Origin of the sequence: Micromonospora sp. WMMD1120, from assembly GCF_029626235.1 — a bacterium.
Taxonomy (GTDB): Bacteria; Actinomycetota; Actinomycetes; order Mycobacteriales; family Micromonosporaceae; genus Micromonospora.
The window spans coordinates 1,268,735-1,292,770 of sequence record NZ_JARUBO010000005.1; the positions used below are offsets into that span (position 1 = coordinate 1,268,735).

The 24,036-nt window shown below is 73.5% G+C and carries 21 protein-coding genes and 1 pseudogene; 9 read left to right on the forward strand and 13 right to left on the reverse strand.

What is annotated here, in order from left to right:
* Window positions 1–20: 20 nt before the first annotated feature.
* Both O7634_RS06050 and O7634_RS06055 read right to left on the reverse strand, forming a co-directional pair.
* The gene (locus O7634_RS06050; protein ID WP_278149159.1) at window positions 21–983 is read right to left on the reverse strand and encodes a complex I subunit 1 family protein; all 963 of its coding nucleotides are present in this window, start codon (window positions 981–983) and stop codon (window positions 21–23) included.
* Window positions 983–1,807: an NADH-quinone oxidoreductase subunit C gene (locus tag O7634_RS06055; protein ID WP_347404241.1), complete on the reverse strand. Its 825-nt coding sequence runs from the start codon at window positions 1,805–1,807 to the stop codon at window positions 983–985. Before O7634_RS06055 ends, O7634_RS06050 begins: the two co-directional genes overlap by 1 nt.
* A 95-nt stretch (window positions 1,808–1,902) precedes the next feature.
* Here O7634_RS06055 and O7634_RS06060 point away from each other — a divergent pair, with 95 nt between their 5' ends.
* Window positions 1,903–2,949 (forward strand): glucose 1-dehydrogenase, encoded by a 1,047-nt coding sequence (locus O7634_RS06060; protein WP_278149160.1) that lies wholly within the window; start codon window positions 1,903–1,905, stop codon window positions 2,947–2,949.
* A 16-nt stretch (window positions 2,950–2,965) separates the two neighbouring features.
* Here the strand turns inward: O7634_RS06060 and O7634_RS06065 are convergent, their stop codons facing one another.
* Complete coding sequence (locus tag O7634_RS06065; RefSeq protein ID WP_278149161.1) at window positions 2,966–3,856, reverse strand: DUF2252 family protein; 891 nt, start codon at window positions 3,854–3,856, stop codon at window positions 2,966–2,968.
* 180 nt (window positions 3,857–4,036) lie between these two features.
* On the opposite strand from O7634_RS06065, the gene O7634_RS06070 reads away from it, so the two are divergent.
* Window positions 4,037–4,954, forward strand: a complete 918-nt coding sequence (locus O7634_RS06070) for a hypothetical protein (protein ID WP_278149162.1) — start codon at window positions 4,037–4,039, stop codon at window positions 4,952–4,954.
* Window positions 4,955–5,008: 54 nt separating this feature from the next.
* Here the strand turns inward: O7634_RS06070 and O7634_RS06075 are convergent, their stop codons facing one another.
* Entirely contained in the window at window positions 5,009–5,590 is a 582-nt protein-coding gene (locus tag O7634_RS06075) for an NADH-quinone oxidoreductase subunit B (RefSeq protein ID WP_278149163.1), read from the reverse strand.
* Window positions 5,591–5,756: 166 nt separating this feature from the next.
* Here O7634_RS06075 and O7634_RS06080 point away from each other — a divergent pair, with 166 nt between their 5' ends.
* The 3 genes from O7634_RS06080 (at window position 5,757) to O7634_RS06090 (ending at window position 8,668) form a co-directional block, all read left to right on the forward strand.
* Window positions 5,757–6,701: a hypothetical protein gene (locus O7634_RS06080; RefSeq protein WP_278149164.1), complete on the forward strand. Its 945-nt coding sequence runs from the start codon at window positions 5,757–5,759 to the stop codon at window positions 6,699–6,701.
* Between the two features lie 205 nt (window positions 6,702–6,906).
* Entirely contained in the window at window positions 6,907–7,464 is a 558-nt protein-coding gene (locus tag O7634_RS06085; RefSeq protein WP_278149165.1) for a sigma-70 family RNA polymerase sigma factor, read from the forward strand.
* Entirely contained in the window at window positions 7,457–8,668 is a 1,212-nt protein-coding gene (locus tag O7634_RS06090; protein ID WP_278149166.1) for a hypothetical protein, read from the forward strand. Before O7634_RS06085 ends, O7634_RS06090 begins: the two co-directional genes overlap by 8 nt.
* Before the next feature lie 52 nt (window positions 8,669–8,720).
* Here O7634_RS06090 and O7634_RS06095 read toward each other — a convergent pair whose 3' ends face one another.
* Genes O7634_RS06095 through O7634_RS06105 form a run of 3 tightly spaced genes read right to left on the reverse strand, consistent with a single transcriptional unit; the run spans window position 8,721 to window position 11,989 of the window.
* A complete protein-coding gene (locus tag O7634_RS06095; protein ID WP_278149167.1) occupies window positions 8,721–10,229 on the reverse strand; it encodes an aminotransferase class V-fold PLP-dependent enzyme in 1,509 nt (502 codons plus the stop codon).
* Complete coding sequence (locus tag O7634_RS06100; protein WP_278149168.1) at window positions 10,226–11,641, reverse strand: MFS transporter; 1,416 nt, start codon at window positions 11,639–11,641, stop codon at window positions 10,226–10,228. Before O7634_RS06100 ends, O7634_RS06095 begins: the two co-directional genes overlap by 4 nt.
* Before the next feature lie 15 nt (window positions 11,642–11,656).
* Window positions 11,657–11,989: an MGMT family protein gene (locus O7634_RS06105; RefSeq protein WP_278149169.1), complete on the reverse strand. Its 333-nt coding sequence runs from the start codon at window positions 11,987–11,989 to the stop codon at window positions 11,657–11,659.
* 13 nt (window positions 11,990–12,002) lie between these two features.
* On the opposite strand from O7634_RS06105, the gene proB reads away from it, so the two are divergent.
* Together proB and O7634_RS06115 are read left to right on the forward strand one after the other, a co-directional pair.
* On the forward strand, window positions 12,003–13,160 hold the full coding sequence (proB, locus tag O7634_RS06110) for a glutamate 5-kinase (protein WP_278149170.1): 1,158 nt from the start codon (window positions 12,003–12,005) through the stop codon (window positions 13,158–13,160).
* A gap of 31 nt (window positions 13,161–13,191) precedes the next feature.
* The gene (locus O7634_RS06115) at window positions 13,192–14,433 is read left to right on the forward strand and encodes a glutamate-5-semialdehyde dehydrogenase (protein ID WP_278149171.1); all 1,242 of its coding nucleotides are present in this window, start codon (window positions 13,192–13,194) and stop codon (window positions 14,431–14,433) included.
* A 190-nt stretch (window positions 14,434–14,623) separates the two neighbouring features.
* Here O7634_RS06115 and O7634_RS06120 read toward each other — a convergent pair whose 3' ends face one another.
* The 6 genes and pseudogenes from O7634_RS06120 to O7634_RS06145 form a co-directional block, all read right to left on the reverse strand.
* The gene (locus O7634_RS06120; protein ID WP_347404306.1) at window positions 14,624–15,511 is read right to left on the reverse strand and encodes a prenyltransferase/squalene oxidase repeat-containing protein; all 888 of its coding nucleotides are present in this window, start codon (window positions 15,509–15,511) and stop codon (window positions 14,624–14,626) included.
* A 130-nt stretch (window positions 15,512–15,641) separates the two neighbouring features.
* Window positions 15,642–16,890 (reverse strand): annotated as a pseudogene (gene moeZ, locus O7634_RS06125) (adenylyltransferase/sulfurtransferase MoeZ).
* A gap of 56 nt (window positions 16,891–16,946) precedes the next feature.
* Window positions 16,947–17,681: a DUF3152 domain-containing protein gene (locus tag O7634_RS06130; RefSeq protein WP_278149174.1), complete on the reverse strand. Its 735-nt coding sequence runs from the start codon at window positions 17,679–17,681 to the stop codon at window positions 16,947–16,949.
* 163 nt (window positions 17,682–17,844) lie between these two features.
* On the reverse strand, window positions 17,845–18,693 hold the full coding sequence (locus O7634_RS06135) for a DUF3152 domain-containing protein (RefSeq protein WP_278149175.1): 849 nt from the start codon (window positions 18,691–18,693) through the stop codon (window positions 17,845–17,847).
* Window positions 18,694–18,698: 5 nt separating this feature from the next.
* Window positions 18,699–19,673: an alpha/beta hydrolase gene (locus tag O7634_RS06140; RefSeq protein ID WP_278149176.1), complete on the reverse strand. Its 975-nt coding sequence runs from the start codon at window positions 19,671–19,673 to the stop codon at window positions 18,699–18,701.
* A gap of 23 nt (window positions 19,674–19,696) precedes the next feature.
* Window positions 19,697–22,900, reverse strand: coding sequence for a hypothetical protein (locus O7634_RS06145; RefSeq protein ID WP_278149177.1), 3,204 nt, complete (start codon window positions 22,898–22,900; stop codon window positions 19,697–19,699).
* 149 nt (window positions 22,901–23,049) lie between these two features.
* Between O7634_RS06145 and O7634_RS06150 the strand changes: the two genes are divergently transcribed.
* Together O7634_RS06150 and O7634_RS06155 are read left to right on the forward strand one after the other, a co-directional pair.
* The gene (locus tag O7634_RS06150; RefSeq protein WP_278149178.1) at window positions 23,050–23,688 is read left to right on the forward strand and encodes a TetR/AcrR family transcriptional regulator; all 639 of its coding nucleotides are present in this window, start codon (window positions 23,050–23,052) and stop codon (window positions 23,686–23,688) included.
* A 64-nt stretch (window positions 23,689–23,752) separates the two neighbouring features.
* Window positions 23,753–23,980, forward strand: a complete 228-nt coding sequence (locus O7634_RS06155) for a DUF3107 domain-containing protein (protein ID WP_030329796.1) — start codon at window positions 23,753–23,755, stop codon at window positions 23,978–23,980.
* The last annotated feature ends 56 nt before the right edge of the window (window positions 23,981–24,036 follow it).

Genomic DNA, 24,036 nt, shown 5'->3' on the forward strand with positions numbered 1-24,036 from the left:
ACGCGGGGCCGCGGGCGCGGTTAGAGGGTTAGGCGGACTGTTGCGGTCAGGACGAGCTGGGCCAGGGAGGCGGGGACCAGCACCAGCCAGCAGAGGCGTTGGAGTTGGTCCTCGCGCAGCCGGGGGTAGGACACCCGGAGCCAGATGATCACGAAGGACACGGCGAAGACCTTGAGCAGGGTCCAGAGCCAGCCCAACTGCTCGTCGGCGAACGGGCCCTGCCAGCCGCCGAGGAACAGCACGGTGGTCAGCGCGGCGATCACCACGATCCCGACGTACTCGGCGAGCAGGAAGAACGCGAACCGCAGCCCGGTGTACTCGGTCATGTAGCCGAAGACCAGTTCCGAGTCGGCCACCGGCATGTCGAACGGCGGTCGGCGGATCTCGGCCAGCCCGGCGACGAAAAATACGATCATGGCGGGCGCCTGCCACAGCAACCACCACGGTCGCCACGCCTCCACGATGCCCGGCAGGCTGAGCGTGCCCGCCGCCATCGCCACCGAGGCGGCCGCGAGCACCAGCGGCAACTCGTAGCCGAGTAGCTGCGCGGCGCCCCGCAACCCGCCGAGCAGGCTGTACTTGTTCGCCGACGCCCACGCCGACATGAGCACCGCCACCACCCCGACGCCGACCACCGCCAGCACGAAGAACAGGCCGATGTCCAGCGGTTGCCCGACCAGGTCGTTCGGGCCGAGCGGGATGACCAGCAGCACCAGCAGGTAGGGCACCAGCGCCACCGCCGGCGCCAGCCGGAACACCGCCCGGTCGGCCTCGCGCGGGGTGATGTCCTCCTTCTGCACGAACTTCACGCCGTCGGCCACGAGCTGCGCCCACCCGTGGAAGCCACCCGCGTACATCGGGCCGAGCCGGCCCTGCATGTGCGCCATCACCTTGTGCTCGGCCTGGCCGACCAGCAACGGCAGGGTGAGGAACGCGACCACCACGCCGCCGATCCGCAGCACCAGCTCCAACCAGAGCGGCATCAGGCCGTACCCCCGTCGTGGCCAATCGGGTCGTCGCCCGCCGGCCCGGCAGAGCCCGGGTCGGTCGGTGCCGGGCCCGCGCCGGACCCGGGCCTGTCGGTCGGCGCCGGGCCGTCGGCGGTGCCGGCGGGTCGGGGTGTACGCGCCGGACGGGCCCCCGGGGCGGGCCGCGCCGGACGCCCGCCGGCGGGCCGGGCCGGGGTGCCGCCACGCGGCCCCTCCCCGACCCCACCGGCGCCGGCCGGGGTGGGCGTGGGACCCCACTCGCCCGGGGCGGGGACGCCCGGCGGGCGGATCGGTCGACGCCCGCCGCCGGCCTCGGACTCGCCCGGCTCCTTCGCGCCCGGCCAGGGCTTGGCCACCCGGGAGGCGAGCACGAACTCCTTGCGCAGCGGATGGCCCTCGAACTCCGGCGGCAGCAACAGGGGGCGCAACTCCCCGTGACCGGGGAAGTCGATACCGAACATCTCGTGCGTCTCCCGTTCGTGCCAGGCGGCACCCGGGTAGACGTCGACCACCGACGCGAGGGCGGGCGCGTCGCGGGGCAGGCGGGTACGCAGCAGCACGCCGTGGCGCAACCGCGTCGACCACAGGTGCGCCACCACGTCGAAGCCCTCGGCCAACTCGTCGACGGCGGAGAGCCAGTCGAAGAAGTCGCAGGCCAGCTCGGCGTCGTCACGGGTGGTCCGCAGCGCGGTCAGCCAACTCTCCGGTGGCACGTCGACGGTGGCGCGGGCGAACCGTTGCCCGCCGGAGACCGACGAAGTCGCCGCAACCGGCGCGAGCGACGCCACCAGCCGAGCGCCGACCTCTTCGGGAGTCATGCCGCTGATCCTAGTGCCGCCCCGGCCTCCACCTGGCCGGCGGCGATCTGCCGGCTTCGGGTACGGCACGGCCTGCGGCGGGGAAAGATGAGGGCGTGCGCGCTGTGACTGTGCAACCCGGAGTCGCCGACTCGCTGTACCTCGTCGAGGATCAGCCGGAGCCGCCCGCCGAGGAGGGCTCGATCCTGGTCGAGGCGCTTGCCGTCGGCATCTGCGGCACCGACCACGAGATCATCGCCGGGGACTACGGCGAGGCGCCGCCGGGCGCCGATCGCCTGATCATCGGGCACGAGTCGCTGGGCCGGGTGATCGAGGACGCCAGCGGCACCGTGCGACCCGGCGACCTGGTGGCCGGGATCGTCCGGCACGCCGACCCGGTCCCCTGCCTCAACTGCGCCGTCGGCGAGTGGGACATGTGCCGCAACGGTCAGTACACCGAGCACGGCATCAAGGCGCTGCCGGGGTTCGCCCGCGACCGCTGGCGGATCGACCCCTCCTACGTGGTCCGGCTGGACCCGGCGTTGGCGCAGGTGGGTGTGCTGCTGGAGCCGACGAGTGTGGTGGCGAAGGCCTGGGACCACATCGAACGGATCGGGCACCGGGCCGAGTGGCAACCGCAGACCGTGTTGGTGACCGGCGCCGGGCCGATCGGGCTGCTGGCCGCGTTGCTCGGCACCCAGCGCGGGCTCACCGTGCACGTGTTGGACCGGGCGACCGACGGGCCGAAGCCGGAGCTGGTCGCCGGGCTCGGCGCGACCTACCACGCGGTGCCGGTCAACGACCTGCCGTTCGAACCGGACGTGGTGGTGGAGTGCACCGGGGCGCCGACCGTCGTCCTCGACGTGATGTGCAAGGCGGCGCCGAACGGGATCGTCTGCCTGGCCGGGGTGTCCAGCGGCGGCCGGACCATCGACTTCGACGCCGGTGCGCTCAACCGGGAGCTGGTGCTGGAGAACAACGTGGTGTTCGGCTCGGTGAACGCCAACCGACGGCACTGGACGATGGCGGCGCAGGCGCTCGCCCGCGCGGACCAGATCTGGCTGGAGTCGCTGATCACCCGGCGGGTGCCGGTGAACAGGTACGCCGACGCGTACACCCCGGGGCCGGACGACATCAAGGTGGTGCTCGAGTTCGCGTCCTGAGCGGACGTGCCCGGTCCTAGATGCCGGGCAACCGACCGTTGCGGAACAGGTCGACGAAGAGTTGGTGGTCCTGTCGGGCACGCACCCCGTACGCGTGCGCGAAGTCCACCAGGTGGTTGACGAAACCGGGCTCGTCGCCGTCCACCGCCGCGACGATCGCCTCCTCGGTGGAGTAGTCCACCAGGTCGTGGCTGGACTCGTCGTCGGCGACCGAGTGCATCCGGGCCACCGCCCGTCCCAGGTCGACGAGCACCCCGGTCAGCTCCTCCGGCTCGTTCACGTCGGACCAGTCCAGGTCGGCGGCGTTGTCGATCGTCGTCTGCGCGGCGAGCAGGTCGACCCGGGTGTTGAGCCGGGCCTGCTGGAGCACCCGGCGCAGCACCCCGTCGGCGTTGTCCAGCGTGATAGAGCCGATCGCGTCGTCACCGCCGGCGGCGATCGCCCGCAGCTCGGTCAGGTACGACCGGGCGAAGCCGGCCACCAGTTCCCCGATCGCCGTGTCGGAGAGCGCCTTGCCGTAGCCGAGCAGCGCCACGCTGGCCGGCAGCCGCCGCAGGTCCCAGGTGAACGGCCCGACGTACGCCTCGTCGAAGTCGTTGACGTTGACGTTGACGTTGAACACCAACTGCCCGGAGGCGTTCATGTAGGTGCCGAAGTTCTCCGCGTGCAGGTCGCCATGGATCCATACCCGGCCGGTCCGCTCGTCGAGGAAGCGGTCGTCGGCGAAGTCACCGAGCTGGTCGGCGTAGAAGAGCGCGGCGCTGCCCCGGTAGAAGGCGAACGGGGAGGCCGCCATCTTCCGGAGCCTACGCCGGAACGCGGCCGGGTCGATCGCCATCGACGCCCCGAACTCCGCGCTGAGCACGTCGACGATGTGCGTCGCGCGCTGGCCCCCTGAGCTGCTCATGGTGCGCAGGGTAGTGCGGCGGTTCCAGAACGAGGTGGCGATCCGTCCGGTCATCGACCATGATGTCTCGGTCACGGCACGGGGGCTGGGACACCACGGTTACGACGATCGATCGCACCGCCCGCAGCGGGCGTGCGCGTGCCCCTTGCCGGACGTCGACCATGGAGGACCAGAAACACCATGATCAAACGTACGGGGACACTGCTCACCGCCGCCCTGCTCGGCCTGACCGCGACGATCGGCTGGGCCGGACCGGCCGCCGCCGCGCCGGCCGACGCTCCTACCGTCACGGTGAGCCGGCTGGTGCTCGAACCGACCGAACGCGGCTACCGCGGCAGCATTCGCGTGACGGTCACCAACAACAGTGACAGCACGGATCACGTCACGTTCCAGATCCGGGAGGCGGTGGCGGGCTCCTTCTCCGGTGGGCCCGAGTCGCTCTGCGAATCGGACGGCGTGTCGGAGGGGCGACTGGTCCGTTCCTGCGCCTTCCCGCGCAGTTCCGAGCTGGCCCCGGGTGAGCGCCGTCAGGCCACCGTCGACTTCCAGGTGCTGACCAGTCCCCGCAGCTACCCGATGATCGCGGACGGTGGCCTGGTCACCGTGCAGTCAGCGAACGTCGGGTCGTTGGAGACCATCCCGTTCAGCGCGCGGTTCCGCTCCCTCGACGGCACGCTGACCCGTCCGCAGACGTACGTTCAGGACGCCCTGACGAACGCGTCCGTCGAGCTGATCGGTCCGGTGACCGACGGCCCGGAGAACACCCGACGGGTGCCGTTCCGGGTCCGGTACTCGGGTGACGCTCGGCAGCTCGCCAACTCGCTCACCGCCACGCCGTTGCCCGCCGGGTCGATGATCCTCTTCACCGAACCCTTCGACGGCCCGGTCTACAGCGCACAGGCCTTCGTGCCGGGTGGGCTCCTGATGCAGGGCGAGGAGCGCGACGTGGCACTCTACATCACCCGGCCGACCGACCCGGCGGACGAGTCGAACCCGATCACCCTGGAGCTGAAGACCCACTACTGGGACGAGACGGTTCCCGACGTGGACCCGAGCGACAACACCGTCACGTTCAACCTGGCCCTGCCGACCAGCTGACCCACCAGCGGCGGGCCGTCATCCGGACCAGCTCCGGGTGGCGGCCTGCAGCCGTCAGCGCGCCGTGGGTGGGCGGACCGGCGGGGCGGTGAGCGAGTCGACCGAGCGGGGCGCGGCGGCCTCGCGGGGTGGCGCGTCCAGCGGCGCGGCCAACGCGTCCCGCTGCGGCACCCCGCCGATGCCGGACTGCTCGGCCGCGATCTTCTCCTGCAGGCGCAGGATGCCGTGCAGCAACGCCTCCGGTCGGGGCGGGCAGCCGGGCACGTACACGTCGACCGGAATGAGCTGGTCGACGCCCTTGGTCACCGAGTACGAGTCCCAGTAGGGGCCGCCGCAGTTCGAGCAGGCGCCGAACGAGATGACGTACTTCGGCTCGGGCATCTGGTCGTAGAGCCGCTTGATCGCCGGGGCCATCTTGTCGGTCACCGTGCCCGAGACGACCATCAGATCGGCCTGCCGGGGGCCGTGGGCGAACGGGATCACGCCGAGCCGGATGAAGTCGTGCCGGCCCATGCTGGTGGCGATGAACTCGATCGCGCAGCAGGCGAGGCCGAAGTTGAACACCCAGAGCGAGTAGCGGCGTCCCCAGTTCAACACGAACCGGATCGGCTCACCGAGCACCGCCGGTAGCTGCACGGACGCCCCCTCTCTCCTCCACCGACAGTGAATCACAGTCGGATGTCGCGGACCGGACAGGCCGACACCGCGCTCCGCTGCAACCCCGAGGCCCGCTCAGGACTTTTAACGGGGTACGGCGCGCCGAGCAGGGGCGCCGCCAACGGGGACCACGGGAGGACTCTTGATGAACACTCGTTCCAGACTGCGCGCCGGTGTGCTGCTGGGCTCGGCGCTGGCCCTGGTGGCAGCGCTGCCGGGCACCACCGCGCTGGCGTCGACCGGGACGCCGGCCGCCATCTCGACGGGCCGGCTGCTCCTGGAGCCGACCGCCGACGGTTACCGGGGCACACTGCCAGTGACCATCACCAACCGCAGTCGGGCCGCCGACTACTACAGCATCCAGGTCACCGAGCCGGTCTCCGGCTCGTTCGACGGGTTGGCGCCCAGCACCGCCTGCGTCCAGGCCGGACGGGTGGAGAACCGGCGGGTCCTCGCGTGCTCGGTGCCGGGGCCGGACCTGGAGCCGGGTGAGCGACGCAGCTTCGACGTCGCCTTCGAGGTGCTGACCGCGCCCCGCCCGTACGCGATGAGCGCCACCGGTGGTCGGGTCGAGGTCGTGCCCGGGCACACCCAGCAGGTGGCCGCCGGTAAGGACTTCACCACACTGTTCCGGGCCACCACCGGATCGCTGCGCAACCCGCGACCGTACGTGCAGGACACCGTGGCGAATGCCGCGCTGGGCGCCGGGACCGGCGCGCTCACCCTGACCCGGCAGGCGGACGGGACGTACGCGGGCCGACTGTCGGTGACCGTGCGCTATGCGGGCGACGCCCCGCACGACTACCTGTGGGTCGAGGCGACACTGCCCGCCGGGGTGGAGATCGCCGGCACCGATCCGCAGGACTCCCCGAGCTTCGGCGGGTTCTTCGAGGTCCCCGGTGGGCGGATGGCACCCGGCGAGGAACGCACGTTCGCGGTGCTGTTCCGGGCGTCGTCGGACGTCGTCGTCGGTGACCTCGGGATTGTCGAGATGGCCCTGAACACCCAGTACGGCGCGGGCGTGGTGGCCGACGGCGCTCCGGCCGACAACAGCGTCCAGGTCACGCTGAGCGCCTCCGGCGACAGCTGACCCGGACCGTGCGTCGCCGGCCGGCACGGGGGTCTGGCCGGCGACGCACGCGGGGCGCTGCCCCGATCGGAGATGTGACTGTTGGCGGACGGCCAGCACGGCACCGGTGCCGGTGACCGTTGAGTCCGCAACCCCCTGGCCGACCGGTGAGCGTGACGACCGCCTCGGGCCATCCGACGGCGAACGGGGAGGGGCAGCAACAGTGATGACGGGAGCCCGTGCCAACGAGCCGCCGGGGGCGACTGCCGCGGTCGACCGGGAGCGCGCCACGCCGGTGAGCTTCGACGACTTCTACCACGCGCACTACCGCAACGTGACCACCCAGCTCGGCGCGTACGTGGGCGACCTCTCGCAGGCCCAGGACCTCGCGCAGGAGGCGTTCTGCCGCGCGCTGGCCCGGTGGGACCGGCTGGCCCGGTACGACGACCCGGTCGCCTGGGTCCGTCAGGTCGCCTGGAACCTCGCCCGCAGCCGCTGGCGGAGGCTCCGGACCGCGCGCAACCACCTGCTGCGGCAGCGGCGGACGGAGGCCGCGATGGCGGGTCCGACACCCGATCGGGTGGCGATCGACGCCGCGCTGGCCCAACTGCCCGCCAACCACCGACGGGCCGTCATCCTGCACTACCTCGCCGACCTGCCGGTCACCGAGATCGCGAGCCAGGAGGGGGTGGCCGAGGGCACCGTCAAGTCCTGGCTGCACCGGGGCCGGTCGGCGCTGGCGGGGTTGCTCGACGAGAGCGCGGAAGGAGAGGGCAATGTCTGACGTCGACCCGCGGCTACGGGATCGGTTCGCCGCGTACCGCGCCGAGACGGTCACCCGGATCGCCAGCCCGGGTCCGGAGCAGGCCCGGCGTACCCTCCGCCTGCGCCGCCGACGGACGGCCGTGGCGGTGGCGGTGACCGCTGTCGCGCTGGCGGTCGCGCCGATCGTGGCCCATGGCGCGCTCCGCGACGACGGGTCGCTGCCGACGCCGGCGGAGACCGGCGCGCCGACCGGCACGCCGTCGACGACCACGCCCGCTCCGACACCGTCCAGCCCGCCCACGCCGGACGTCACCACCAGCACCAGCCCGGCCGCGCCGGACGGCCGGATCAGTCGGGCGCAGTTGCTGGCCGCCCGCGTGGACCTGCCGGCGTGGCCCGCGGGCAGCCCGAAGACCTGCCTCACCTCAGACGTACGGCTGCAGCCCTCGTCGCGCACCGACTACGTATCCGTGCTGACCGATGTGGAGCTGCGCTACACCGACCTGGACGACGACGGCGCCACAGAGACGGTCGCACTGGTCGCCTGCCGGTTCGGCGAGGCGTCGGCGAAGCAACTCGTCGCGTTCGACCGGGACCGGCAGGGTCGGATCGTCACCATGGCGCGCGTCGTCGGCACCGGGGAAGGGCTCGACGACATCACCGATGCCGCCGTCACGGCGGAGGGCGAGGTGCGGGCGCAGGTCGCGGACATCCAGCCCTGCTGCTCCATGCGGAGCTACTGGGCCCAGCAACAGTGGCGGACGTACCGCTGGACGGGTGACGGTTTCACCCAGAGCGACGGGCCGAGGTCTTTCGGCACCGACCCCCGGTTGACCGACCTGGTGCTGACCGGCGGCGACCTCGTACTCGGGCCGGCGGACGCCGGCGGGAAGCGTCCGGGCACCCTGACCCTGACCGTGACGAACAGGGGACCGGTGGACGTCGCGAAGGTCGGCTTCGCGGAATTGAGTTTCGTCGGCGCGCTGACGAAGGCCGACTCGTCGATCTGCAGGCCGTGGCAGGAGGCTGACGAGTCGGGGACCAGCTGCCGCACCGCCGGCCTGCGGTCCGGAGAGCGCCGGACGTACACGTTCCACCTGCTCGTCGATCCGGCGGAGCTGGACCAGCCCAGCGTCAGGGCGGTGCACTTCGACGACCAGGACCGGCACTGGCAGGACCTGACCTACCGGGACAACAGGGTGGATGTGCGGGTCGTTTCCTGACCCCGCCGATCGGGCCCGGCCGGAACACCCGGCCGGGCCCCGTGCCGCCCGGTCAGCCGGCGGACCAGGCCGGGCGCTGGAGCAGGCTGACGAACTCGACGAGCAGCCGTTCGCGCAGCGCCGGTGGCGCGGTGTCGAGCAGGGTGTTGATCAGCGCCATCCGCTCCGGCAGCGGCCCCGCGCCCGACCCCGGCTCGCCGCTTAGGCCCAGCCCGCCGGCCAGGCCGGCGACGAATTCCGGTGTCAACGCCTCCGGGGTCAGGGCGCCGAGCACCGACGCCAGCTCGGCGGGCAGCCGCACCGGACCGGCGGACCGGGCGGCGGCCACCGCCGCGGCCAGGTCCGGCCCGAACTCGCCGACCCGGGGCGCGACCGCCGCGGTCACCGTGAGGTGCACGCTGACGGGCAGACCGGCGTACGACAGCTGGGGCTGGGTGTGCCAGCCACGCGCGGTCAGCTCGTCGACCAGCACGAACAGGTCCGGCCCGCCGTCGGTCGCGGTGAAGCAGACCACTGTGGACTCCGGCTCGGCCAGCAGCCGCAACCCGTCGACGGCGCGGACCGCGTCGGCCAGACCGGCGACGGCGTCCCGGGTGGCGGCGGCCAATCGCAGGTAGCCGTCGTCGCCGAGGTGGCGCAGTGTGGCGTACGCGGCGGCGATCGGCCCACCCGAGCGGGTCGAGGCGAGCACCGGGTTGATCATCGTGTACCCGGGCCAGTCCGCGTACGCGAAGTACTGCGCCGCGCGCAGGGCGGCATCGCGGTGCAGGAGCACCGACACCCCCTTCGGGGCGTACGCGTACTTGTGCAGGTCCACCGAGATGGACGTGACTCCGGGCACGGAGAAGTCGAACGGCGGCACCGGCTCGCCGAGTCGACGCAGGTACGGCAGGGTCCAGCCGCCGAAGCAGGCATCCACGTGGCAGCGCACCCCGGCGGCGGCGGCCGACGCCGCGATCTCGGTGACCGGGTCCACCACCCCGTGCGCGTACGACGGCGCGGAGCAGGCGACGAGCACCGTCTCCGGGCGGATCGCGGCGGCCATCGCTACCGGGTCGGGGCGCAGCGTCTCCGGGGAGACCGGCACGACGTCCAGCGCCACCCGCAGGTAGTGCGCCGCCTTGGCGAACGCGGCGTGCGCCGTGGACGGCACCACGATCCGGGGCGCGGCGATCTCCGGGTGGGCGTCCCGGGCGGTCTTGACCGCGAGGATCAGCGACTCGGTGCCGCCGCTGGTGACGCTGCCGACGACATCCGGGGCTGCGCTGCCCGGCCCCGCGCCGAGCACCCGGCCCGCGGCAGCGACCAGCGCGTTCTCCATGGCCAGCAGCGAGGGGAACGCGGTCGGGTCCAGCCCGTTGACGTGGGCGCTCGCGGCGTGGGCGGTGGCGGTCAGGTCGTCCAGACCGGTCACCGCCGGGTCGTAGACGTACGCGAACAGCCGGCCACCGTGGGTGGGACGGTCCGCGCCGCGTAGCTGACGAAGCTCGGCCAGCACCTGCTCGGCGGGTACCCCGGTGGCGGGGAGCGCCCCGGCCGCGACAGTGCTCTCGTCGATCATGAGGTGATGGCACCCTTCTCGTGACGGTCGTGGTCCTCCGCGCCCCGTGCGACCTGATCGTCGCCCCGGCCGCCGCGCGGACCGAGCGTGTACTGGCGCAGGAGCAGGATCGGCGGCCCGATCAGCGCCGCCGGGATCAGCGTGAAGCCCAGCAGGACGCCCAGGCGGGCGGTGTCGGACTGGATGGCCGCCGACCCGGTCTCCGAGGAGACGTAGCCGGACAGTTGCAGCACCAGACCGTAGATGCCCGGCCCGAGCGCCAGACCGAGGGTCTCCCCGGCGGTCCACAGCCCGGTGAAGACGCCGGCCTGACGACGACCGGTGCGGGCCGTCTCGTCGGCGATGCAGTCCGGCAGCATCGCCAGCGCGAAGACCTGCTGCCCGGCGTAGCCCACGCCGAGCAGCGCGACCACCAGGTAGACCGCGACCGACGGCAACAGCGGCGCGGCGACCAGGGCGAGCGCGCCGACGGCCAAAATCAGCGAGGCGACGACGAGCGCGGCCCGTTTGCCCAGCCGGGCGCCGGCCCTGCTCCAGAGCGGCATCACCAGCAGCGCCGGCCCGACGAAGCAGGCGAAGAGCACCGTCGGACCGCTCTCCTCGTCGCGCAGGATCTGCCCGGCGAAGTAGTTGACCCCGGCCAGGATCGTGGCCACCCCGGCGGACTGGACCACGAAGCAGATCAACAGGGCCCGGAACGGGCGGTGGGCGCCGGCCAGGGCGAGCTGGGCCCGCAGCGTCGGCTCGCTCTCGCCCACGGTGCCGGTCGGCGCGGACCGGGTGCCCAGAAACGCGCCGAGGGCGCCCAGGGCGATCAGCGCCGCCACGAACAACCCCATCCACCGGTGCCCGGCCAGCCCGTCCCCACCGGCGCCGACCACCAGCGGCGCGACCGCTCCGGAGACCAGGATGGCCAGCGCCAGCACGGCGATCCGCCAGGTCATCAACCGGGTCCGCTCGGCGTGGTCGCCGGTCAGCTCCGCCGGCATCGCCACGTACGGCACCTGGAAGAAGGCGAACGCGGTGGCGGTGGCCAGGAAGGCGAAGGCGACGTACGCGGCGGCGGCCGAGCCGCTACCGAACGGCGCGGCGAAGATCGAGGCGAACAGCACCGCGAGCGCGAGGCCGGCGACCAGCAGGTACGGCCGGCGGGCTCCCCACCGGGACCGGGTGCGGTCGGAGATCCGCCCGGCGAACGGGTTGACCAGCACGTCCCAGGCCTTGGGCAGCAGGACCAGCACCGCCGCCAGTCCGGCGGCCACCCCGAGCGTGTCGGTCAGGTAGGGCAGCAGCAGCAGGCCCGGCACGGTGCCGAACGCGCCGGTCGCCAGTGAGCCGAGCGCGTAGCCGGCGTGCACCGACCGGGGCAGCGGACCCGGGGCTGACCTGCCGGTGCCCGGCGGCGTCGTCATGGGGCCGAATGTTACTCATGTTATGGCGCGGGTCACATCCCCCTCCTCCGGCGACCAACCCGCTGCCGCGATGTCGACCCTCTCGCCGCGCAGCGGCACGCCCTCCGAGCGCAGCCGGGCCCGCGCCTCCCGCTCGTGCCCCGGGGGCAGCCGCCCGCTCGCCGTCACCACCCGGTGCCAGGGCACCGAACCGCCGTACCGGGCCATGATGGTGCCGACCAGCCGGGCCGAGGTGCGACCCGAGCGCTCGGCCAACGCGTCGGCCACCCCGCCGTACGACATCACCCGGCCCTCCGGGATTCGCTCGACCAGGTCGAGCACCGCCTCCACGTACTCGTCAGGTGTCACAATCCGCCACCATATGGGAACGCTGCCGGGCGGTCCCGCCGTGACCACGCAGAATGGTCGGGTGCGCGACGCAGTCACGTCGGCCCGTCGGGTCGTCGTCAAGATCGGGTCCTCTTCGTTGACCACCGCCACCGGCGGCCTGGCCGACGAGCGCGTCGACACCCTCGTCGACACCCTCGGCCGGCTCACCGCCGAGGGCCGCGAGGTGGTGCTCGTCTCGTCCGGCGCCATCGCCGCCGGCCTCGCCCCGCTCGGCCTGGCCCGACGTCCGCGCGACCTGGCCACCCAGCAGGCCGCCGCCAGCGTCGGCCAGGGCCTCCTGATCGGCAGGTACGCGGCGAGCTTCGCCCGGCACGGCCGCACCGTCGGGCAGGTGCTGCTCACCGTCGACGACGTGACCCGGCGGGCGCACTACCGCAACGCGTACCGGACGCTGCGCAAGCTCCTCGACCTGCGGGCGGTGCCGATCGTCAACGAGAACGACACGGTGGCCACCCAGGAGATCCGGTTCGGTGACAACGACCGGCTGGCCGCCCTGGTCGCCGCGCTGGTCCACGCCGACCTGCTGGTGCTCCTCTCCGACGTGGACGCGCTCTGGACCGGCGACCCGACCAACCCACGCTCCACCCGGATCGCGGAGGTCCGCGACGACGCGGACCTGGCCGGGATCACCATCGGCGGGGCCGGCCGGTCCGGCGTCGGCACCGGCGGCATGGTGACAAAGGTCGAGGCCGCCCGGATCGCCACCGGCTTCGGCATCCCGGTGGTGCTCACCGCCGCCGACCTGGCCACCGCCGCGCTGGCCGGCGAACCGGTCGGCACGCTCTTCCACCCGCAGCGGCGACGCCCGACGGCCCGGCTGTTCTGGCTGGCCCACGCCACCTCACCCCGGGGGCGGCTACACCTGGACCCGGGCGCCGTCGCGGCCGTCGTCGGGCGGCGCAAGTCGCTTCTACCGGCCGGCATCACCGCCGTGGACGGCACCTTCACCGCCGGCGACCCGGTGGACCTGGTGGACACCGCCGGCGCGTCGGTCGCCCGGGGTCTGGTCAACTACGACGCGGTCGAGCTGCCCGGTCTGCTCGGCCGCTCCACCTCCGAACTCGCCGCGGCGCTCGGCCCGGCGTACGAACGAGAGGTCGTCCACCGCGACGACCTCGTGCTGCTGTGAGCCCTTCCCGACTGTGAGGAGTTGTGCCGGCATGAACGTCGTCGAGCAGGCCCGGCGGGCGCGCGACGCCGCCGCCGAGTTGGCGGTTGCCACCCGTACCGTCAAGGACAGCGCGCTGGTGGCGATGGCCGACGCGCTGGTGGCGCGTACCCCGGAGATCCTGGCCGCGAACGAGGCGGACCTGGCGGCCGGGCGCGCGGCCGGGCTGAGCGCGGCCATCCTGGACCGGCTCGCGCTCGACGCGGGTCGGGTGGAGGCCATCGCGGGCGCGCTGCGCGAGATGGCCGCGTTGCCCGACCCGGTCGGCGAGGTGGTCCGTGGGTCGACCCTGCCCAACGGGCTGGAGCTGCGCCAGATCCGGGTGCCGTTCGGGGTGGTCGGCATCATCTACGAGGCGCGACCCAACGTGACGGTGGACGCGGCCGGCATCTGCCTCAAGTCCGGCAACGCGGCGCTGCTGCGCGGGTCGTCGTCGGCCGCGCACTCCAACGCCGCGCTGGTAGCGGTGCTGCGCGACGCCGTCGCCGGGGCCGGCCTGCCCGCCGACGCGGTGCAGCTGCTCGACGCCAGCTCCCGTGACTCGGTCAAGGAGTTGATGCGCGCCCGCGGGCTCGTCGACGTGCTCATTCCGCGCGGTGGCGCGTCGCTGATCCGCACCGTTGTCGAGGAGTCCACCGTCCCGGTGATCGAGACCGGCGTGGGCAACTGCCACGTCTACGTCGATGCCGCCGCCGACCTGGCCAAGGCCGTCGCGGTGACGCTGAACGCCAAGACCCAGCGCCTCTCCACCTGCAACACCGCGGAGTCGCTGCTGGTGCACGCGGACGTCGCCGACGCGTTCCTGCCGCCGGTGCTGGCCGCGTTCGCCGAGGCGGGGGTGACCGTGCACGGCTCCCCGGAGGTGGCCGCCCACTCGAGCGCCGTGGTCCCGGCCACCGAGGAGGACTACGCCACCGAGTACCTGTCCGCCGACATCTCGGTGGCGGTGGTCGACTCGCTCGACGCGGCGATCGCACACATCCGGCGGTACGGCACCGGGCACACCGAGGCGATCATCACCGACTCGACGAGCGCCGCCCGCGAGTTCGTCGCCCGGGTGGACGCGGCGGCGGTCATGGTCAACGCGTCGACCCGGTTCACCGACGGAGGCGAGTTCGGCTTCGGCGCGGAAATCGGCATCTCCACCCAGAAGCTGCACGCCCGCGGTCCAATGGGCCTGCCCGAGTTGACCAGCACGAAGTACGTAGTAACCGGAACAGGCCACCTCCGCTAGCCCCTCCCCGCCTCCCCGCCCCCGCGCCCTCCCTCCCCGCCGATCTTGCAGTTCCTGTCCCGGCATAAGGGGCATATATCGCACAACGGCGACAGAAACTGCAAGATCGCCGCGAAACCGGGGCGGGGGGCGGGGCGGGGTGGGGTGGGGTGGGGTGGGGTGGGGTGGGGCGGGGCGGGGCGGGGCGGGCTCAGGCTGGTGGGGCGGGGCGGGCCGCGCGGATGGCCGCCAGGGTCGCGTGCACGTCGAACTGGTGGCCGTCGTCGCTCTCCCAACCGCCGTCGCTGCGCTGGGTCTCGGTGAGCCGGCGCAGCGCCCGCACCATGATCCACTCCTGCGGCTCGATGCCGGCGCGGCGCAGCGTGGCCCCCAACCACGCCACGTCACCGGGGGACATCGTCGGCATGCGTTCGGCGAGCAGCACCTGGATCCGCGCGGACTCCTGGAACATCTCCTGCCGGTGCAGCACCGCCGCGCTCAGCCAGCCGGCCGCCAGGTAGGACGGCCAACCACCGTCCGGGCGCAGCCGCGCCGCCAGCGAGTGGGCCGCCGCCTGCACCACGCCGGCGTACGCCCCACCGACGCGGTGGTCGAGCGGCCCCGAGGCACGGGCGTCCAGGCCGGCGACGGTGAGCCAGAAGCCGGCGTTCGCCGAGGCCAGGAACCCGGCCTCCGGGTCGCCGGGGCGGGCCCACTCCGGTGCCGAGTCGGCCAACGACGTGTCCTCCTGCCAACCGCCGTCGGCCTGCTGCCGGGACGCCAGCCAGTCCAGCGCGCGGCGGGCGGCGGGACGACCGAGCGCCCCCAGGTCGTCCAGCTCGCCCAGGCGGAAGCAGGTGGCGTCGATCGAGGACACCTCGCCACCCCAGGTGGCCGGCCAGCCGCCGTCGGAGGACTGGCCAACCTCGGCCGTCTCCAGCAACGCGGCGGGCGCGACAGTGCCGTTGCGGAGCCAGGAGAGGCGGGCACGGTCCACCGCGTCCCCATGCGCCACCACGAATCCGATGGCGGCTTCCAAGTCGACCACGGCGGTGACGCTACCTGCGCAGACGCGCCGCCGCCTCAGAGAATCGGCCAGCCCGACCTGGCTGCGTCGCTCCGCCGGTGGCGGCCCTCGGCATGATCTGCGTCGATTCGCCAGCGCGGCCGCGCTGCACGGCACGGCACGGACCCGGGCCGGGGCGGTACGGGCCGCCCCGGCACCTCGGTCAGTACGCGGGGAGCGACGGGTCGATCTGCTTGATCCAGGAGAGCACGCCGCCCTGGACGTGTACGGCGTCGCGGAAGCCGGCGGCCTTGAGCGCGGCGAGCGCCTCCGCCGAGCGGACGCCGGACTTGCAGTGCAGCACGATCTGCCGGTCCTGCGGAAGTTGGGAGAGCGCCTCACCGGACAGGATGTCGCCCTTGGGGATCAGGGTGGCGCCGGGGATGCGGACGATCTCGTACTCGGCCGGCTCCCGGACGTCGACCAGGAAGATGTCCTTCCCGGCGTCCTGCCACTCCTTCAACTCCAGCGCGGTGATCGTCGAGTCGACGGTCGCCTCCTGCGCCTCCTCGGAGACCGCGCCGCAGAAGTCCTCGTAGTCTTCCAGCAGATCGGTGACCGTGGGGTTCTCGCCGCAGAGCGCGCAGTTCGGGTCCTTCCGAACCTTGATCTTGCGGTATTCCATCTCCAGGGCGTCGTAGACCATCAGGCGGCCGACGAGGGGCTCGCCGATGCCGGTGAGCAGCTTGATCGCCTCGTTCACCTGGATCGACCCGATCGACGCGCAGAGCACCCCGAGCACGCCGCCCTCGGCGCAGGACGGGACCATGCCGGGCGGCGGCGGCTCCGGGTAGAGGCAGCGGTAGCAGGGGCCGTGCTCGGCCCAGAAGACCGACGCCTGGCCGTCGAAGCGGTAGATCGAGCCCCACACGTACGGCTTGCCGAGCAGCACGGCCGCGTCGTTGACCATGTAGCGGGTGGCGAAGTTGTCGGTGCCGTCGACGATCAGGTCGTACTGGGCGAAGATCTCGCGGACGTTGTCCCGGTCCAGCGCGGTGTTGTGGATCTCGACGTTGACCAGCGGGTTGATCTCGCGGATCGACGCGGCGGCGGACTCGGCCTTGGACCGGCCGACGTCGGACACCCCGTGGATGACCTGGCGCTGGAGGTTGGACTCGTCGACGGTGTCGAAGTCGATGATGCCGAGCGTGCCGACTCCGGCCGCGGCGAGGTAGAGCAGGGCGGGCGATCCGAGGCCACCGGCGCCGACACAGAGCACCCGGGCGTTCTTCAGCCGCTTCTGCCCGGTGACCCCGACGTCCGGGATGATCAGGTGACGTGAGTAGCGGCGGATCTCGTCAACGGTCAGCTCGGCGGCGGGCTCGACGAGCGGGGGCAACGACACGGTGGACTCCCCGGGATCGGCGGTGTGAACCGCGCCATTGTTGCTCGCGGAGACCCCGGTCGGCCATGAGGGACGACACGTCGTCCGTAATGCGGGAGCGGGAATAACCGGCCATCCGGCCGGTCAGGGGACGATCTCCCCGGCGTAGCGACGGCCGTCGAGGTAGGGCCAGGCGTTCGCCACACAGCCACGCAGACCGTACGTCTGCTGCTGCATCACCGGTGCCGGCTCCCCCGGACCCGGGCAGTTCTCGTGCAGCTCGCCGAACTCGTGCCCCGCCTCGTGGTTGATGACGTAGGTCCGGTAGGTGTCCAGCGGGGCCCCGTAGTCGGGCACCGCCTCCATCCAGCGGGCCAGGTTGATGATCACCCGGCCGGGCAGTCGGCAGGAGGTGTAGCGCTCGGTGGTCAGCCCGCCCTCGGCGCACATCCGCTCGGAGGTGACGGGCGTGGCGAGGTAGATGGTGAAGTCCGCCTCCTCGGCGTCGGCGACCCGTTGCACCCGCAGCTCGTTCGAGGCGATCCAACTGCGGCCGTCGCTCAACACCTCGTCGACCCGGGCGGCGAACGCGTCGACGTCCTGACCGGCGCCGCGCTCGACGGCGACCCGGTAACGGTGCAGCGGCCCGTCCGTCCCGTGCACGGCGGTCCCACCGTCGGCCGCGGTGAAGCGTCCCGCGCCGACCGACGGGTAGCCGCTGGGCGCCGGATGCGCCACCCCACCGCCGTGCCCCATTCCGCCGGGGTTGGTGACGGTCCGCGTCGGCGGCTCGTCGTCGCCTCGACTCACCGTCACCCCGACGCCCACGGCGAGCACGAGCAGGCCGAGCAGCAGGGTACGGCGAGGTCGCCGGCGCATCCGCACGAGCATCGACCGCACGCCGTCGTACGACGGCCGACGCGAGGGGTCGGGCCGCCCTGGCGGGCCGTAAGGGGACGACGGCGTCATGACGTCGAGCCTGCCAGATTATTCGGGCATTTCTCTGCTCTTGCCGATATTGCTGGTAATAGGCCTTTTCGCCTCAGAGCGGTGGACCGGAGTAGCGGCGTCCGTCGAGGTACGGCCACGGGTTGACGGTGCAGCCCTTGAGGAAGAGCGTCTGCTGCATCATCACCGGGGCCGGCCGACCCGCGCCGGGGCAGCGCTCGTGCCGGTGCCCGAGTTGGTGACCGACCTCGTGGTTGACCACGTACGTCCGGTAGACGGCCAGCGGCACCTCGGCCGACACGAAGTGCGGCACCGACAGCCGCCAGCGGTCCAGGTTGATGATCACCTGACCGGGTGCCCGGCACGACGTGTACGGCCGACCCCCCACCCGGATGTCCACCCCACCGGCGGCGCACATCCGGCCCGCCGTACGGGCCGTGGCCAGGTAGACGGTGAAGTCGCGAGGAGCGTCCCCCGGCACCTGCCGCAGGCGCAACCGGCCGCTGTCCACCCAGCTGCCGGGCCCGGCGAGCGCCGCCTCGACCACCTGCCCGAAGTCGGCGGCGGACTCGTCGCTGCCCGACTCCACAGCGACCCGGTAACGCCGCAGCTCACCGGCGCGCCCCAGCACCGGCCCCGAGCGGGCGTCGTACCCGAACCGTCCGCTGCCGGCGCTCGGGACCGCGCCCGGCACGCGCAGCACCGGGGGCGGGCTGGACGGGACCGCATCGGCGGGTACGGGGTCGACGGTCGGCGGCGCGGCCAGCAACGGCGGAGGCGTACGGATCTCCTCAGCGGCCAGGTGCTCCGGCCCGGGACGCCCACCGGGCCCCTCGGCGATCACGGTCACCGCCGCGCCGACGGCCAACACCACCGCCACCAGTTGGGCGAGCACCGCCAAACGTCGCCGACGGCGACCGGGACGACGAGCTGGGCTGGGCATCCACGTCAGCCTGCCAGATCGGACCGCCCGACGGTCTCAGCCGTTTCGGCGAGCAGACCCACCACCGCACGGGCAACCAGCCGAGGAACCTCCAACTGCGCCACGTGACCGACTCCGTCGAGCATCAGCAGCCGGCTGTCCGGTATGACCCGGGCGGTCTGCGGCGCGACCCGTACGTCGACCAGACGATCCTGCCGGCCACCGACCACCAGGGTCGGTGCCCGGACCGCGGCGGCGAGCCGCCACAGCGAACCGGACCCCGGCAGGTACGCCCGCAGGAAGCTCGAGACCAGCCCTCGGAACGTGCGGACGTACGCGGCGGCGTAGTGCGCAGCCTCGTAGCGCACCCGGATCTCCTCCAGCGCCTCGGCCCGGCGCTGGTCGCAGATCCGGCTGAGGTCGGCGACGCAGGCCTCCAGCACCTGCGCGGCCATCACCTCCGGCGCGAGCTGGGTGAGCCGCCGGGCGACCAACCGTTCGCCCATCGGGATGGCGAGCACCGGCAGCATCCGCCCCTGCAACGAGCGGCGGAAGTCGAGGAACGGCAACGCCGGGGAGATCAGGGTGAGCGTCCGGACCAGGTCCGGCCGGAGCGCCGCGACCTGGACGGCGACGGCGCCACCCAGCGAGTTGCCGAACAGGTGCACCGGACCGCGACCGGAATGCTCGATCCAGCGGACGACGAGGTCGGCGAAGGACGCAATGGTGTAGCGGCGACCCGGCTCGCTGCGACCGAAGCCGGGCAGGTCGATGGCCTGGCCGTCCAACCGGTCGGCGAGCAGCCCGGCCAGGTCGGTCCAGTTCTGCGACGACCCGCCCAGGCCGTGCACGTACAGCGCCGGCTCCGCTCCGGGGGCGGTGGCCGGGGTGTCCCGCACGTACGTGACCAGACCGTCGAGGCGAACCTCCCGGCCCGGCCACGGCGGCGGGACGGTGTCGTCGGGGAGCAGGTGGTCCGGCCAGAGGGTGGCGCGTCTCATCACCCCAGTCTGCCTCGGACCACTCAGGACAGCAGGGCCTCCAGTCGACGATTCACCGCCGCCAGCGTCGCCCGGACCACCGCCTGACGCGGATCACCGGCGACCAGCGCGGAGCCGGCCAACTGCTCGACCCAGCCGTCGCAGACGAGCAGTGCCACCACTGTGGCCACCTCGCAGTTGCCGAACGGCACCACCGCCGCGTGCTCGACGAAGCACCGCCCGCGCTCGGCGTTGTCGGTGCCGCGCAGCAACTCGTCCACCGCCGCGGCGGCCGCCACCGCGCAGAGGCGCAGCACGTAACCGTCCACCGCCGGGCCGGTCGCGTACCCGGAGGCGCTCTCCCCTCCGGCCAGCAGCCGGACCTCCACGTGTGCGTCCAGGCCGAAGGTGCTGACCTGCACGTGGTCGATCACCACACGGGGACCCGGAGCGCCGCCGGTGTCCAGCGGCCGGGACGGCGCCGACTCCGTCGTGGTCACCTGACCACCGGAGTACGACGTACCGAGCGTCGCCGGGCTGCCGGTCGCGGCACCGGCCGGCGCCGCCGAGACCGAACCGGGCTCCTCCACCGTCGCGCGACCCCGGTGCGGGGCGTTCGACCGGCGGCGGCGCGAGCTGTCCGTGCCGGTCCGCTGCTCGGGGGCGGTCGGCGGAGCCTCGACCCGGCCGGCGGACCGACGGGCGGCGTCCGCCGCGTCGGCCGCACGGATTCCGTCGACGCCGAGCGCCTCCTTGGTGACCCGTTCGGTGGCCCGGATCTCCGCCGCGCGACGGCGAGTCGCCGGCGGTGGCGTGCTGGGCAGGCCGGGCACGTTCTGCGGGGCGGCGGCCAGGCCCATCCGCTCCTGGAGCAGCCGGGCCACCTGTCGGCTCACCTCGGCCGGGTCGGCGCCGTCGGCCAGGTCCAGTCGCAGGCTGTGCGCACCGGCCGGCGTACGACGCAGGGCGGCGTCACGGACACCGGCCACCTCCCGGACGGCGTCCAGGATGGCGTTGACGTCGAATCCCTCGGGGCGTTCCCGTAGCGGCGCCGGCTCGTCGTCGCGCCGCAGGTGGGTGGCGATGCGGGCGAGTTCCGGGGTTTCGGCGGGCGGCTCCACGCCCGGTGGCTCCGGCACCACCGGCACGTCCGGTTCCGCCGGCACCCGCTGCGGCAACACCGCAGCGCCCTCGGTCGGCTGCACGCCGTCATCCGACGGGCCCGGCGTCGCTTCGGGGGCGGACCGGCGAGCCGTGTACGCGGACGCCGCCGGCTGCCGCTCCCGACGACCCGGCCCGTACGCGGGCGGAGAGGGGAACGCCGCGCCGGGGGACGAGGTGGCATCGCTCGAAGACGGCTCGTTCGCCGGGACGGTGGTGTTGGGTGGCTCGCCGGGCACCGGACCGGGCGGCTCGGGGGCCTCCGGCCGGAGTCGGAACGGTGCGGTCGGCCGGATCTCCGGCCGTGCCGGCCCAGCCGTCTCGCCCCGGTCGCCCCCGCCGGAAGCGCCGGTCGACCGACTGGCCGGCCAGGACGGACGTTCCACGGGAGTCGGCGGTATCCGCCCCTCCGACCAGTCCGGCCGGTCGGCGCGGGAACTGCTCGCCGTCGGCGGGGCGCCGGTCCACGAGGAACGGTCCACCACCAGCGGCGGGCTCGCCGGAGCCGGTGGCGCTTCGGCCAGCGCGGGAGGTGGCCCGGCCGGCGCAGGGGGTGGCGCGTCGTCCGACGGTGCCACCTCCGGCGCTGTCGGGACGGGCGCCCAGGAGGATCGCGCCGACGGGGAACCGCCCGGCACCGGGTCGGGCCCCTGCGCCCAGGACGGTCGTACCGGTGGAACGCTCGTCGCCGTCTCGGACCCACCGGCCCAGGACGGCCGCGCCGGCGGCGCGCTGGTGGGCTCCCGGTCGGCCCCGGCGGACCAGGACGGGAGGCCGGCCGCGTGTCCGCTCGTCGCGCCGGGCCCGGCCCAGGACGGGCGCTCGGCGGGCGGACCGCTGGTCGGCGCCGCACCACCCGCCCACGACGGACGCTCAGCCGGCGGACCGCTGGTCGGCGCCGCACCACCCGCCCACGACGGACGCTCAGCCGGCGGACCGCTGGTCGGCTCGCCGGGCCGGCCGGTCGCGGTCTCCGAGCCGGACTCGGCGCGGGCGGGGTCGTAGGAGCGGGGTCGCTCGACGCGCACCGGCTCGTACGGGCGGGGCGACTCGGCGCGCACCGGCTCGTACGGCTGGTGCGGCTCGGCCACCCAGCCCGGCGCGGGCTCGTCCTCAGACGGTGGGCCGACCGGCTCGTCCCGCTGCTGGGACCAGGGCGGTGCCCAACCGCCACCCCAGCTCGAACGGTTCCAGCTCGGCTCCGACCAGTCCGGGTCACCCGCCGCCGGCTCGCCGGCCCGGTGCGGCTCGCCGGCCCGGTGCGGCTCCGCCGGTCGGGACCTGTCGGCGGCGTGACCCGGTTCGGGCTCGCCGGAGTGCCCGGCCGGACCCGAGGCCGCCGCGCTCTGCTCCGGTGGGAGCGGGTCCTGCCAGTTGTGGGACCCGGCCGAGATGTCGTCGGCGGCCGACCGCTCACCGGTCGGGGCGTGGAATCCGGGCGGCACCTCGAAGCCCGACGCGGCGGTGCCGACGGGCGGCACCTGGACGGCCGGCGGCGCCGAGGTGGGCGGACCGGGTTCGGCCCAGCGGGCCCGGTGAGCGGCGGCCGGATCGACGGTGGACTGTGGGGGGCGAGCCGGGTCGGGTTCGCCGGCCCCCTGCTCGGCCGTGGGCGCGGGCCGCTGGGCGGGCACCACGAGCCGTTCGCCGGCCGCGCTGGGGCGGCCCTCGGCGGGCGCTCCGGGCGGTGCGCTCACCGGGGTGGGGCGGCCGGCCGGCGGTTCCAGGCCGGGATGACGGACGCCGTTGACCGCGTCCGGGTGGTGCGCGCCGTTGACCGCGTCCGGGTGGTGCGCGCCGTTGGCGTGCTGTCCGTTGGCCCGGGTCGGCGCGTCAGTGTCACCCGCGCCTCCGACCAGCGGCGACGGTAGGTCGCCGTGTCGTTTCGACGAGGTACGCCAGCCCGACGCCGGGTCCGGCTGCCAGCGCGGCGCCTCGTCCCGGGGGTCGTCGCGATCGGCGGCTCGGGGCCACCCACCCGCCGGGGGCGCCCACCCACTGCCGGGACGGCCCGGGTCGTCGTGCCGACCCGCTTCGTCACCGTGCTCTCCCGGGGTGGCGGCTCCGGGTTGCCCTGATTCACTCACCGCGCGCTCCTTGGTCGCCCTCGCTGAGGCTACCGTGTGCCGAGAGTGGCGATAAGTTACAGCGGCGGGCCATTTCCACGACGGGGGTCACGGGCTTTGCCCGGTCTGGGGGGAAAATGCCGGCTCGTACGGAGAACTCGGAGGATTCCATGACCGCTGCGGGGAACGGCGCGCAGACCGCTGGCCGGCCCACCCGCCTGCCTCGCTCCGCGCGTCGCAAGCAGCTTCTCGCTGCAGCGCAGGAAGTGTTTGTCGCCCAGGGCTACCACGCCGCCGCGATGGACGACATCGCCGAGCGGGCCGGGGTCTCGAAGCCGGTGCTGTACCAACACTTCCCCGGCAAGATGGACCTCTACCTGGCGCTGCTCGACACGCATTGTGACGCAATCGTCGCCAAGGTGCACGAGGCGATGCGCAGCACCAGCGACAACAAGGAGCGGGTGAGCGCGTCCGTACGGGCGTACTTCGACTTCGTCGACCACGAGAGCGAGGCGTTCCGCCTCGTCTTCGAGTCGGATCTGCGCAACGACCCGGCGGTGCGTCAGCGGGTGGAGCGGGTCGAGCAGGGCTGCATCGCGGCGATCACCGACACCATCATCTCCGACACCGGAGTGAGCCGGTCGCACGCCGAGCTGCTCGCCTCCGGGCTGGTCGGCGCGGCGGAGAGCGCCGCGCAGTTCTGGCTGGCCGGCGGCCGCCAGGTGCCCAAGGCCGAGGCCGAGGCGTTGGTGGCCGCGCTGTCGTGGCGGGGCATCGCGAGCTTCCCGCTGCAAGGTGAGTCAGCCTGACCGCCGGGCCCGTGATCGGATAGCCTTCGCAGGGCGGTTCTTTCGCCCCAGTTGAGGAGGCACAGTGGAGGTCAAGATCGGCGTGCAGTACGCGCCGCGCGAGCTGGTACTGGACAGCGCGCAGTCGCCGGCCGAGATCGAGCAGATCGTGACCGACGCCTTCGCCGGCAACGGCGGCACGCTCTCCCTGACCGACGAGAAGGGCCGGCGGGTCATCGTTCCCGTCGAGAAGGTCGCCTACGTCGAGATCGCCGAGGCGTCGCCCCGGGCGGTCGGTTTCACCGTCCGCTGAGCGGTCCGGCCGCTGCGGCAGGTCGGCGTCGAGCCCACCTGCCGCAGGCCGGCACC

What these genes read in the sequence shown, in the direction of transcription:
- O7634_RS06055 (WP_347404241.1), bottom strand. Translation starts at nt 1,807, where the DNA reads ATGACTCCCGAAGAGGTCGGCGCTCGGCTGGTGGCGTCGCTCGCGCCG.
- O7634_RS06115 (WP_278149171.1), top strand. Translation starts at nt 13,192, where the DNA reads ATGAACGTCGTCGAGCAGGCCCGGCGGGCGCGCGACGCCGCCGCCGAG.
- O7634_RS06140 (WP_278149176.1), bottom strand. Translation starts at nt 19,673, where the DNA reads ATGAGACGCGCCACCCTCTGGCCGGACCACCTGCTCCCCGACGACACC.
- O7634_RS06065 (WP_278149161.1), bottom strand. Translation starts at nt 3,856, where the DNA reads ATGAGCAGCTCAGGGGGCCAGCGCGCGACGCACATCGTCGACGTGCTC.
- O7634_RS06070 (WP_278149162.1), top strand. Translation starts at nt 4,037, where the DNA reads ATGATCAAACGTACGGGGACACTGCTCACCGCCGCCCTGCTCGGCCTG.
- O7634_RS06135 (WP_278149175.1), bottom strand. Translation starts at nt 18,693, where the DNA reads ATGCCCAGCCCAGCTCGTCGTCCCGGTCGCCGTCGGCGACGTTTGGCG.
- O7634_RS06095 (WP_278149167.1), bottom strand. Translation starts at nt 10,229, where the DNA reads ATGATCGACGAGAGCACTGTCGCGGCCGGGGCGCTCCCCGCCACCGGG.
- O7634_RS06100 (WP_278149168.1), bottom strand. Translation starts at nt 11,641, where the DNA reads ATGACGACGCCGCCGGGCACCGGCAGGTCAGCCCCGGGTCCGCTGCCC.
- O7634_RS06130 (WP_278149174.1), bottom strand. Translation starts at nt 17,681, where the DNA reads ATGCGCCGGCGACCTCGCCGTACCCTGCTGCTCGGCCTGCTCGTGCTC.
- O7634_RS06050 (WP_278149159.1), bottom strand. Translation starts at nt 983, where the DNA reads ATGCCGCTCTGGTTGGAGCTGGTGCTGCGGATCGGCGGCGTGGTGGTC.
- proB (WP_278149170.1), top strand. Translation starts at nt 12,003, where the DNA reads ATGGGAACGCTGCCGGGCGGTCCCGCCGTGACCACGCAGAATGGTCGG.
- O7634_RS06085 (WP_278149165.1), top strand. Translation starts at nt 6,907, where the DNA reads ATGACGGGAGCCCGTGCCAACGAGCCGCCGGGGGCGACTGCCGCGGTC.
- O7634_RS06080 (WP_278149164.1), top strand. Translation starts at nt 5,757, where the DNA reads ATGAACACTCGTTCCAGACTGCGCGCCGGTGTGCTGCTGGGCTCGGCG.
- O7634_RS06150 (WP_278149178.1), top strand. Translation starts at nt 23,050, where the DNA reads ATGACCGCTGCGGGGAACGGCGCGCAGACCGCTGGCCGGCCCACCCGC.
- O7634_RS06090 (WP_278149166.1), top strand. Translation starts at nt 7,457, where the DNA reads ATGTCTGACGTCGACCCGCGGCTACGGGATCGGTTCGCCGCGTACCGC.